The following is a 10812-nucleotide window of genomic DNA, read 5'->3' on the forward strand; positions in this document are numbered from 1 at the left end:
CGTCGAGGCCGCTCACGGGTGTCTTTGCCCTGCACAGCCCAATGCGGCCGAATCCCATTGGCATGACGCGCGTGCGCCTCGTGCGCCGCGCGGGCAATCGTCTCGTCGTCGAAGGGCTCGACGCCCTCGACGGCAGCCCCGTCCTCGACATCAAGTCGGGCTAGGGAGCTTGTGCGCCGAGTCCTGGCGTGGAGGGAAGAATGGGCGCCGCCGGGCGGTGGCTGCACTGAACGCGCGCCGGATCGCGATGTGAAATCACAGTGATGAGGATAGTCGTTGCCAGTGGAAAAGGGGGCACCGGCAAGACGACCGTTGCCACCAGCCTGGCCCTGTCGCTGCCCCAGGCGCAATTCGTGGACGCCGATGCCGAGGAGCCGAACGCGCATCTGTTCCTGCATCCGCGCATCGAGCACACGGTGCCGGTCCACATGATGGTCCCGGAAATTGACCCGGATTCTTGCACCTACTGCGGCAAGTGCGCGGAGTTCTGCCACTTCAACGCTTTGGCGGTCGTCAAGCGGCAGGTCCTCGTTTTCCCCGAGCTGTGCCACGGCTGCGGTGGGTGCCTGGTCGTGTGTCCGGAGCGGGCGGTGAGAGAGGTGCAGCGTCAGATAGGGGAAGTTGAGATCGGAAACGCCCGCGGAATGCGGTTCGTTCAGGGGCGCCTGAGACCGGGGGAGCCGTCGGCGGTGCGCATCGTGCAACGCGAGCTGGCCGAAATCGAGTCCGACACCTGCGCGGTCGTGGATGCGCCGCCAGGCACAGCGTGCGCCGTAGTCGAGGTCATCGGGGGTGCCGACTTCTGCCTGCTCGTGACGGAGCCGACGCCGTTCGGGCTTCACGACATGGTCATGGCGGCGGACGCCGCGAAGGAACTCGGCGTGCCCGCCGGCGTCATCATCAACCGCAGCGGGCGGCGCGATGCTTTGATCGAAGAAGGTTGCCGCGAGCGCGGTCTTCCCACGCTGATGAGGATCCCGTTCCGCCGCGAGATCGCTGAGGCGTATTCGCGTGGGCGATGCCTCGTGGACGCCTTCCCTGAGTATGGCGAGCGCTTCCGCGGCCTGTTCGGTGAGATTCGAAGGAGCACGCCGTCGTGAAGGAATTGCTCGTCATCAGCGGCAAGGGCGGCACGGGGAAAACAACGGTGCTCGGCTCCTTCGCAGTGCTGAGCGAGAGCAAGGTCCTGGCGGACGCCGATGTGGACGCGCCGAACCTCCATCTGCTGCTCGCCCCGCAGATGCGCAGCGAGGAGGAGTACATCGGCGCGGCGTTCGCTGTGATGAACGCCGAGTCGTGCACTGGCTGCGGGCTGTGTGAGCAGTCATGCCGGTTCGGCGCGATCTCGGACCTGGAAATCAACCCGCGGCGCTGCGAGGGCTGCGGGGTATGCGCTGTCGTGTGCCCCGCGGGTGCCATCGCCATGCGCGAGGAGCCCACCGGGCGCATCTTCGTGTCCGACACGCGGTATGGCCCGCTGATCCACGCCAGACTGAACCCCGCCGCTGAGGCGAGCGGCAAGCTCGTGACTCAGGTTCGCGAGCGCGCGCGGCGACTCGCCGGCGACGCCGGAGCGGAGCTGATTCTCACCGACGGCTCACCAGGCATCGGCTGCCCGGTCATTGCGTCGCTTGCCGGCGTGGACTACGCGCTCGTCGTCACCGAGCCGACGCCTCCGGGGCGGCACGACATGGAGCGGGTGCTTCAGGTTGCGGCGCATTTCGGCGTGCCCGCCGGCCTCTGTGTCAATAAGTGGGACCTTAATCCGCAGTTGGCCGAGGAGATCGAGCAAGTGGGGGAGGCAGCGGACGCCTTGCCGCTCGCTCGCATACCGTTCGACGACGCGGTCGCGGAATCCACCGTAGAAGGCGTGCCGCTCGTCGAGCATGCATCGGATGGGCTGGCCCGGGCCGCCATCGTTGATCTCTGGCAAGCGGTTGCCCGGTCGCTGTGATGCGGCTATAATCTCCGTGGGAAATGGAAAGGAGCGTCACATGCCGGATTTCGCGAACCCGTTCTCCGGGAACGTGCCGCGGCCGATGAGCGACCAGGAGCTGATCCGGGCGATCCGCATCGCGGTCGCGGCAGAAGAGGAAGCGGTGCACATGTACACCGCCCAGGCCGAGGCAGCCCAGAACGCACTGGCGAAGAAGGTGTTGCTCGACATCGCCGACGAGGAGCGCGTGCACGCCGGGGAACTCCTCGAACTGTTGCGCCGCCTCGCACCGGACGAAGCGCGGCTGCTCGACGAGGGCAAGCAGGAAGTGGAAGACATGGCGCAGGAGACGGGCTGAGCTGCCCGGTCTTCCAAGCGGCAGGGCGCGGCCCCGGGTGCGTGCAGGCTAGTCTGTGACGGGCGACATCGCGATCGCGCGCGCGGGGCACACCTGCTCGCACAGGCCGCAGCCGCTGCACGCCTCGGCGAGCACGGCGTATTTCTCGTTTGAGGGCTGCGCCGCATCGTAGATGCACACGCGCTCGCAGAGCGCGCACGCCGTGCACCGCTCCGCGTCAATCTCGGCGACGGCCACCCGCCGCCGATCGACCTCCTCCATCGGGATGACGCTGGCGCACACCTTCCCGCGGAACGCGCTCGGCGACGCGTACCCCTTTGACTCCATGAAGTCGGTGAGCCCTTGCAGCAGACGGGGGATCACTTCCCAGCCGCCGAGGACCACCGCCGCGCACGTTTCCACCGCCGTCGCCCCGCACAGGATGAGCTTGACGACGTCCGCGCCGTCGGCAGCGCCGCCGCTCGATGCGATGGGGACTGATACCTGCGGGTAGGTCGCGCTGATCCAGCGCAGGACGTACTGGAGCGCCCACGGCCCACCGTGACCCGCATAGCCGCCGTGCATAATCGGGCGCTCTCGTTCCACGTCAACGTCGAGGCCGGTGAAACGGTTGAACATCACGAGCCCGTCGGCGCCGGCATCCTGGATAGCGCGCGCGGCCGCCACGGGATTCGCCAACTGCGGGGTGATCTTCGTCGCCGCCGGCACGCGCGTTGCCGATTTGACGAGACGCGTCACGCGCACCATCTCGTCCTGCACCACCGTTTGCCCCAGCATCTGCGGGCCGAAGGGACAGCTCACGTTGAGTTCGAGGCCGTCGGCGCCGGCTTGCTCCATCGCCTGCGCGAACTCGGTCCACCCCCGGTCGCTGACGCAGTTGGCGCTCGCAAAGACGGGCATGTCAAGGATTTCCTTCGCGCGGCGCACCTCCTCCGCGTAGCGGTCGAGGTCGAAGCCGCTGGCCTGCTCGAAGGAGTACAACGTCGTTGAGCGGAAGCCGGGCACTCCCCGGCGCAGGAGGCGGAAGCGCGGCGTCGGCGATTGGCGCACGATGTCCATCTCGAACCACGATTTCATAACCGCCGCGCCGGCCCCGGCGTCCTCGGCGCGTCGCAGCCGATCCGCGGTTTCCGTGATGCCGGCGGAGGCGACGATCAGTGGGTTAGCCAGTGACACTCCCATGTATTCCGTGGCGAGACTGAGGTCGGGCAAGATCGGCTCCTATCTCACAGCCGCGTCGCTCGGCGCTCTATAGCAAGGATCGAGGTAGGCCGCAGCAGTTATTCAGATTTGGCGGGCGTCTTCTTGCGGCGCCGCGGGCGGCGCCGACGCGTCGTCCTCTTTGCGGCCGGCTTCTCCGCCAACTGGGCGGTGGCGAAGGAGTTTTGCACCTGCTTGATACGCACCTCCACCTCGGGCGCAGCGATCTCCTTGTCAGCTTCGATGCCGATCAGGCAGCCGTTGGCCTCGGCGAGGGCGAGGTCGCTGGGAGACTCCTGTGCGACGACCCGCGCGGTCACCACGTCACCGCGCTTGAGCAGCGGTATCTGCTCTGCCACCTGGCGCGTGTCGGTGGCCTGGACCTCCATCTGCTCGACGCTCGCGGCCCCGGACGTGCGGACGTACACCGGCCGCCCGATCGCCTTCTCGGTTTGCTTCGCGCGTTCCCCGGCATAGCCGACGAGGATGGCGGCGACGTCGGTATGAGCGCGGACGATGAAGGCGTCGGCGCGCTCCTCTTGCACGGCTCGCTGCGCCAGGTCGCGTTCGATGCCCAGGGCGACGGAGAGTGCGGAGCGCATCCTCCCCGTGCCGCCACAGCACGGGCAATCCTGGGTCAACAGGCGAAGCAGGCTGCCGGTGGTGCGCTTGCGCGTCATCTCCACGAGGCCGAGCGGGCTGAGGTGCACGGTCTTGGTCTTGGCGCGGTCGCGGCGCAGGGCGGCTTCGAAGGCGGCCATGACGCGGTCGCGGTGCTTGGCCTTGTCCATGTCAATGAAGTCAATGACGATGATGCCGCCCAGGTCGCGCAGCCGGAGCTGGCGGGCGACCTCGTCGGCCGCGATGAGATTGGTGCGCAGGATCGTCTCCTCGAGGCCGCTGGTGGCGGTAAGGCGGCCGCTGTTGACGTCAATGGTGGTCAGCGCCTCGGTCTCGTCAACGCTGATGTAGCCGCCGGTGCTGAGCCCCACTCGCCGACGCAGCAAGCGCTCGATCTCCTCCTCAATCCCGTGCGCCGCGAACAGGGGCAACTTGTCGCGGTACAATGTCACCCGCTGCTTGAGCTGGGGAGCGCTCAACGCCACGAGTTCGAGCACGTCATCGTACACCTGCTTCGAGTCAACGACGAGGCGCTTGACCTGGCGATTGAACGTATCGCGGATGATGCGACTGATAAGCGGTAGGTCTTCGTGGAGCAGGGCCGGGGCCTTGACCTGGCCGGACTTCTCCTGGATGCGGCGGGCGAGTTCGGTCAGGTAGTCGAGGTCCTGCTTGAGAACCTTGACGCCTTTGCCCTCGGCCTCGGTCCGCACGATGATCCCGTGGTCTTTCGGGCGTATGCGCTCGGCGATCTGGCGCAGCCGCTGGCGTTCGGCGTCCTTGTCGATCTTCCGCGACACCCCAACGTAGTTGCCGTTGCCCATGAGCAGCACGAGGTAGCGCCCAGGGATGGCGAGCCGAGTGCTCACGCGCGGCCCCTTCGGCCCCATCGGCCCGCGCACGACCTGGAGCAGCACCTCTTGGCCGCTCTTCAGCATCTCGCCGTCACCGGCGTGCCGCACTTCGTTCGCGGGGCCGATATCCTCCTCCGCCTGCCTGAGAATTACGTCGTCGAAGCTGAGAAATGCGTTGCGCTGCGTACCGATGTCAGCAAATGCCGCATCCATCCCGCGCACGACGTTGGCGATCTTCCCCTTGTAGATGTTGCCGACGATGCGCGGCTCGCGCTCGACGTACAGCTCCGCCAACTCGCCGTTCTCCAGGATGGCGACGCGAGTCTCGAGATCCCCGGCGTCAATCAGGATCTCCTTGCTGATCCTCGAATCCGCCTGCGGCGACTTCACTGCCGCGGACTTGCGCTTGCGCGTCTTGCGGGGGGCCGTCTTCTTCTTGTCAGGCATGTTTCAACTCCTCACTCGCCGACCTCGGCGCCCTTCACCCGTCTCCCACCAGCCGTCGCAGCTTGCGCCGCGCCGCGCGGCCGGACGCGCCGCTTGCGTATAAAGCATTGCGGTGGATGCGCGTGCGAAATCCGCGCCCCTCGATGCCGAGCGCGGCCAGCACCTCCTCAGGCCTCGCGCCGCCCGAGCTGCCCGTGCGCAACCGCAGGTGCAGCTCGGCCTCCCGAGCATCCGCGCGCGCAATCGTCACCGATCCGACGAGCGGCCGCAGATTGAGGTCCTTTGCCGATTTCTCGCGGACGCGTGTGATCCATACCTCGTCGCGTGCCAGGAACTCGTCCACACGCCGGGCCAGGCTCAGCTCATCCAACGCCCCTTCGACGATCACGACGTACTCTGCGGTGTCGGTGTCGCCCAGCGTCGTCTTGCGCTTGTGCGGGGGCGTCGCCCAGGCCTGCAGTATCTGAAGGCCGTGCGGGAGATTGAGGTTCAGCGTGTGGCGCAGCTCGGTCGGATCCATCGGATCCGTGAGCGCGACGGCCATCAGTTCGGCGTCGCTGGTATGCCCCACCGATAACGCCGACGCGTAGGACACGCGCGGACGCGGGTTAAAGCCTTCGGTGTGGGCGAGGGGAAGCCGCGCGCGGCGCATCCCGCGCTCCAGTGCCCTCATCAGGTCGAGGTGCGATATGTACTTGACCGCTTCACCCTTGGCGAAACGGCAGACGATCTGCTGCATCGTAACCTGCGTCCTTCGACCTTCTCGTCCGACGCACTCAGGCGCTCGGCGCGGCCGCGGCGGCGACCATCTCCGCCTGGCGCCGCAAGGTGTCCTTGCTCATGCCGCTGTCCAGGTGATCCCAGGGCAGTGCTGCATCCACCGGCACGGGGCGGTTCGCGTACTCCGCCGGATCGAGCCCCGCCGACTCGAACGCTTCGCCCCACGCCTGCGGCTTGAAGTGCTCGTCCCAGGCGTCGAAACGGCATCCCGCGCGCCACGCCCCTTCGACAACCGCACCGATGCGCCGGTCGCCGCGCGCGAGCGCCGCTTCGAGGCGCGACGCGGCAAGGTCCGAGTAACTGAGTTGTACGCCTTTGATTTTCAACCTGCCGCGCAGCGCGCCAAACTTCGCCTCGAGCGATTCCCGCGAGTCCTGCGCGCACCACTGCATTGGCGTGTGCGGCTTCGGCGTGAAGGCGTTCACGCTCACGGCGATGCGCAGCCGCCCGCGCCGCTGGTTGCCGAGAATCTCGCGCCCCATCTGCCGCAAACGCAGGACCAGGTCCGCGATGGCCTCGACATCCTCGGCAGTCTCGCCCGGCAGGCCGACCATGAAATAGAGCTTGATCCTGTGCCAGCCGCTTTCGAACGCCGCGCGGGCCGCCTGGAACAGGTCGTCCTCCGTCACTCGCTTGCCCAACGCGTCGCGCAGACGCTGCGTCCCGGCCTCGGGCGCGAACGTGAGCCCGGCGCGCCGCACCATTCCCAGCCGCTGCGCCAGCCGCACCGAGAACGTGTCGATCCGCAGCGACGGCAGGCTGACGCTGACCCGTTCGTCGGAATACCGCCCCGCCAGTCCGTCCACGATCTCCTGGATCTCCGAATGATCCGGGCTGTTGAACCCGAGCAGAGAGACCTCGTCATATCCCGTCGCGCGCAGTCCTTCCTCCGCGAGGCGCAGAATCGTCTGCGCCGAGCGCTCGCGCACGGGCCGATAGCATGCCCCCGCCTGGCAGAACCGGCATCCCCGCCCGCACCCCCTCATAATCTCCAACGTCAGCCGGTCATGCACCGTCTCGACGAACGGGACGATTTGGCGCACCGGGTACGGAGCTGCATCGAGGTCCGCCACGACCCGGCGCGTCACCGCGGCAGGCGCGTGCGCCGCCGCCGTCATGCCGGCGAACCGTCCGTTGTCGCGCCGCTCATGGTAGAAGCGCGGCACGTACACCCCTTCGATCCGCGCCAGATGCCGCAGCAGCGAGTCGCGCTCGGAGGAACGCGCGTCCTGGGCCGCCTCGGCCAACTCGACGATCGCGTCCTCGCCTTCGCCCCACAGGAAGGCATCCACGTAGTCGGCGAGCGGCTCCGGGTTCGCCGCGCACACGCCTCCGGCGATGACCAGCGGATGGCGCTGGTCGCGCTCGGCGGACGTCAGCGGCAAACCTGCGAGATCAAGGACGTTGAGGGCGTTAGTGTAATTCAACTCGTAGGGCAGTGTGATGCCAACGAGGTCAAATTCGGATAGGGGAGTCGCCGATTCGAGCGAGCACAGCGGCCACGCCGCCGCACGCATCTCCTGTTCCATGTCGCCCCACGGGCTGAAAGCGCGCTCGGCAACGCAGCCGTCCTGCTCGTTTAGGACGTGATAGAGTATACGCAACCCGAGGTGGCTCATGCCGGCTTCGTAGGCATCGGGAAACACGAGCGCGACGCGGACTCGCGCGCCTTCATGCGACTTGTGGACGGCATTCCACTCGCGATTGGTGTAACGGGCGGGTTTGGTGACGTAAGGTAGGATGTCCGCTTGGGACGTCGGCATCGGTGATTTCACGCGGGCAGATAGCGCTTGGGGCAATTATAGCACAAACCGGAGGCGGACGGCAGGCGTGGGGCCGGATGACACGATCAAACGCGACGGCAAGCGGGGCAGAGCCGGTGCGCGGTGCCGGGCCGCGGTGGGGACGCGCATAGGGCGCTGCGGGGCTGTAAAATGTGAAGGGCAGAGGACTCTTTCACCTCTGCCCTTCCGGTGGAGGCTAAGGGAGGGATCACACGCCGGTACTCTCAACGACCCATCGCCACTACGCATCCCTCCTGACCATATATTCCACATATCGCGCGCGCATTGAAAACAGATAACGTGGATAATGAACGGCACTTCCATCGCTTGTGGCGCGGCGCCCGACAGGACCATCCACCGACGCGCAGGGACGGGTCAACCGGCGTCGAAAAGAGGTCGGCAGGTGGCGAACAGCTGCGCCCGCGGCGCACTTTGGCATATCGCGGAGGACGCGGCCGGCTGCGCTCGCAATAACGATCGCAGGCTGTTTCTTGCGCATCCTGGTCACCAACGATGACGGCGTTCACGCGGCAGGTTTGGTCGCGCTGGCGCGTCACCTGCGTGAGGTCGGTGACGTCACCGCCATCGCCCCCGATCGCCCTCGCAGCGCGACCGGGCACGCAATCACCTTGCACAAGCCGCTGCGCATGCAGGAGGTCGCACTGCTCGAGGGTGTCGTCGGCTACAGCACCAACGGCACGCCCTCGGACTGCGTCCTGCTCGGCATGAGCAGCCTCGACCCGCCTCCCGATCTCGTTATCTCGGGCATCAACCAGGGGCCCAACCTCGGCGAAGACTTGACCTACTCCGGCACCGTTTCCGCGGCGATGGAGGCAGCCATCTACGGGGTCAACGCCTTCGCCATCTCGGTCGCGTCGTTCGACATCTCGAGCTTCGATGCCGCCGCCAAGTTCGCGTGCCAGCTCGCTTCCATCGTCAACGAGAAAGGGTTGCCGCCGGACACGTTCCTCAACGTCAACGTCCCGGACCTGGCGCCCTCCGCCATCGCCGGCGTCGCGGTGACCCGCCAGGGCCGGCGCCGCTACCACAGCCGGGTTGAGAAGCGTCTCGACCCCCGCGGGCGGCCCTACTACTGGCTCGGCGGCGACCTCGACAGCCAGGACACCGACCGCGACAGCGACGTTGGTGCCGTCGCCGTGGGCATGATCTCCGTCACGCCGATCCATCTCGATCTCACGCATCACGTCTTCCTCGGGGAACTGGGCAAGTGGGGCATCGGCGACCGCTGGCGCGGCGACCCGTAGCTGCAAACACCGGATAGGGCGCACGCGCAATCAGTATGGCGGCGGCGGCGACCTTTGGAAACCGCCGGGTGCCTCGTCGGAGGTGGGCCATGGACATCGTGAATCGCGAAGACATCCCTGCGTATCGCACGAAGGACGGCAGCCTGGTTCGGGAAATCGTCCACCCCGACCGCGTGCCGGTGCGCAACCTTAGCCTGGCTGAAGCCGCGCTCGAACCGAGCGCATCCACCGCGCTTCATTACCATGAAGTGAGCGAGGAGGTCTACTATGTCACGGCCGGTCGCGGCCTGCTGTCCGTCGCCGATGAAGAGACGGAGATCCGCGCCGGCCAGGCGGTCCTGATCCCGCGCCGCGCGCGGCACCGCGTCGTCAACATCGGGGACGAGGAACTCGTGTTTCTCTGCGTTTCGTCGCCGCCTTACGGGCATCAGGATACGGAGATCGAAGAAGACGAGGAGTAGGAGCGATCCTCGCTTGTCCTGAGCCGCGTCGGGGGAATGATTGCCCATCGAAGCGAGCGAGGAGGTTGACGATGGCTGTTATCGGCGTCTTCTATTTCAGCAGCGGGGGCAATACCGAGGCCATGGCGCGCGCCGTGGCCGAGGGCTGCGAGAGCGCGGGCGCGCAGGTGACCGTGCAGCGCGTCGAGGAAACCGACCCGAAGAAGTGGACTGAACTCGATGCCGTAATCCTGGGCTCGCCGACATATTTCGGCAACATGGCGTGGCAGGCCAAGAAGCTGGTGGACGATTCCATCGCCGTGTACCAGCATCTGCGCGACAAGGTCGGCGGCGTGTTCACTTCCACCGGCGGTCGCCGCGACGGCGAGCGCGCGCTCCAGGCCTTGACATGGGCGCTCGATATTCACGGCATGAAGGTCGTGGATGGCGGCCCCGTCTGTGAGGGTCAACCGAGCGCGGATGATATCGAAGCCTGCCGCGCGTACGGCAAGCGCGTCGCCGAGGCGTGCTGAGGGGCGTATTGTTGCAGCGCCGCAGAGGCGGGCGCACGCCGTTGCCGGCGCCGGTCAGGGGTAGAATACAGAAGAGGGGAGGTGCGCCCCGGGCGCGGCGGGGCGCACGGCTTTGCTCGTCCCGGCGCCTGGCACGGCCGGGGCGACAACCCACGGTGTGGACAAACAGGAGACACGGGACACCCTGATCTGACATGCGAACTCATCTGCAAACAGCGGCAGCCGTCGGCATGGTCGTCGGCATCATTGTGGGGGTGAGTGAGGCCGTGGCGGCGGCGGGCGCGCACGGCCGCGTGCTCCGGGCGGCGGATTTCTGGGGCCTATGGGGCGTCACCGTCGGCGTTTACGCTGCGCTCGGCTGGGTCGCCTTCGGCGTCCTCGGGGCCGTGGTTGGCGCGGCCGCGGCGCTGTTGCGACGCGCCGGCGCCGATCAGGACAGATTCCTCTACCACATCCTCGGCGCAATCGCGCTGCCGCCGGCGCTTGTGCTCGGAAGAGCCGACCTCGACATTGCACCCGAGGCGATGACTTTCTTGCTGCTGCGCGTGGGTGCGTGGTCCGTCGCTGCCGGGGCGGTGATGTGGGTGGCGCTGC

At 67.1% G+C, this 10812-nt stretch carries 12 protein-coding genes; 8 read left to right on the top strand and 4 right to left on the bottom strand.

Translation table 11 applies throughout. The features are described 5' to 3' along the window. From JSV65_00895 to JSV65_00910, 4 genes are all read left to right on the top strand, one after another. Positions 1-164: SAM-dependent methyltransferase (locus tag JSV65_00895; GenBank protein ID UCH36661.1), on the top strand; the 164-nt coding region annotated here is incomplete at its 5' end. Positions 165-263: 99 nt separating this feature from the next. Continuing rightward, complete coding sequence (locus JSV65_00900; protein UCH34941.1) at positions 264-1100, top strand: ATP-binding protein; 837 nt, start codon at positions 264-266, stop codon at positions 1098-1100. Next, positions 1097-1954 carry an ATP-binding protein gene (locus JSV65_00905; protein ID UCH34942.1) on the top strand — a complete coding sequence of 286 codons (858 nt, stop codon included), beginning with the start codon at positions 1097-1099 and terminating at the stop codon, positions 1952-1954. The genes JSV65_00900 and JSV65_00905 overlap by 4 nt, the downstream gene beginning before the upstream one ends. Before the next feature lie 40 nt (positions 1955-1994). Continuing rightward, on the top strand, positions 1995-2294 hold the full coding sequence (locus JSV65_00910; GenBank protein ID UCH34943.1) for a rubrerythrin: 300 nt from the start codon (positions 1995-1997) through the stop codon (positions 2292-2294). Positions 2295-2342: 48 nt separating this feature from the next. On the opposite strand, the gene JSV65_00915 is transcribed toward JSV65_00910, so the two are convergent. The 4 genes from JSV65_00915 to JSV65_00930 all read right to left on the bottom strand — a co-directional run bounded on the left by JSV65_00915 (position 2343) and on the right by JSV65_00930 (position 7959). Then, on the bottom strand, positions 2343-3506 hold the full coding sequence (locus tag JSV65_00915; protein ID UCH34944.1) for a 4Fe-4S binding protein: 1164 nt from the start codon (positions 3504-3506) through the stop codon (positions 2343-2345). A gap of 68 nt (positions 3507-3574) precedes the next feature. After that, complete coding sequence (locus JSV65_00920) at positions 3575-5416, bottom strand: Rne/Rng family ribonuclease (GenBank protein ID UCH34945.1); 1842 nt, start codon at positions 5414-5416, stop codon at positions 3575-3577. Between the two features lie 34 nt (positions 5417-5450). Beyond that, the gene (locus tag JSV65_00925; protein UCH34946.1) at positions 5451-6155 is read right to left on the bottom strand and encodes a DUF2344 domain-containing protein; all 705 of its coding nucleotides are present in this window, start codon (positions 6153-6155) and stop codon (positions 5451-5453) included. 37 nt (positions 6156-6192) lie between these two features. After that, a complete protein-coding gene (locus JSV65_00930; protein ID UCH34947.1) occupies positions 6193-7959 on the bottom strand; it encodes a TIGR03960 family B12-binding radical SAM protein in 1767 nt (588 codons plus the stop codon). A 512-nt stretch (positions 7960-8471) separates the two neighbouring features. Between JSV65_00930 and surE the strand changes: the two genes are divergently transcribed. The 4 genes from surE to JSV65_00950 all read left to right on the top strand — a co-directional run. After that, positions 8472-9245, top strand: a complete 774-nt coding sequence (surE, locus tag JSV65_00935; GenBank protein ID UCH34948.1) for a 5'/3'-nucleotidase SurE — start codon at positions 8472-8474, stop codon at positions 9243-9245. An 89-nt stretch (positions 9246-9334) separates the two neighbouring features. Then, positions 9335-9706 (top strand): cupin domain-containing protein, encoded by a 372-nt coding sequence (locus JSV65_00940; GenBank protein UCH34949.1) that lies wholly within the window; start codon positions 9335-9337, stop codon positions 9704-9706. Between the two features lie 71 nt (positions 9707-9777). After that, positions 9778-10218, top strand: a complete 441-nt coding sequence (locus JSV65_00945; GenBank protein ID UCH34950.1) for an NAD(P)H-dependent oxidoreductase — start codon at positions 9778-9780, stop codon at positions 10216-10218. A gap of 194 nt (positions 10219-10412) precedes the next feature. Continuing rightward, positions 10413-10812, top strand: a 400-nt coding sequence (locus JSV65_00950; protein ID UCH34951.1) for a hypothetical protein, incomplete at its 3' end; no start/stop codon positions are given.

It is taken from the genome of Armatimonadota bacterium, assembly GCA_020354555.1.
Lineage (GTDB): Bacteria > Armatimonadota > Hebobacteria.

Excerpts from the sequence above, each read along its gene's own strand:
- JSV65_00900 (UCH34941.1), top strand. The coding sequence starts at position 264 with ATGAGGATAGTCGTTGCCAGTGGAAAAGGGGGCACCGGCAAGACGACC.
- JSV65_00910 (UCH34943.1), top strand. The coding sequence starts at position 1,995 with ATGCCGGATTTCGCGAACCCGTTCTCCGGGAACGTGCCGCGGCCGATG.
- JSV65_00920 (UCH34945.1), bottom strand. The coding sequence starts at position 5,416 with ATGCCTGACAAGAAGAAGACGGCCCCCCGCAAGACGCGCAAGCGCAAG.
- JSV65_00925 (UCH34946.1), bottom strand. The coding sequence starts at position 6,155 with ATGCAGCAGATCGTCTGCCGTTTCGCCAAGGGTGAAGCGGTCAAGTAC.
- JSV65_00930 (UCH34947.1), bottom strand. The coding sequence starts at position 7,959 with ATGCCGACGTCCCAAGCGGACATCCTACCTTACGTCACCAAACCCGCC.
- JSV65_00940 (UCH34949.1), top strand. The coding sequence starts at position 9,335 with ATGGACATCGTGAATCGCGAAGACATCCCTGCGTATCGCACGAAGGAC.
- JSV65_00945 (UCH34950.1), top strand. The coding sequence starts at position 9,778 with ATGGCTGTTATCGGCGTCTTCTATTTCAGCAGCGGGGGCAATACCGAG.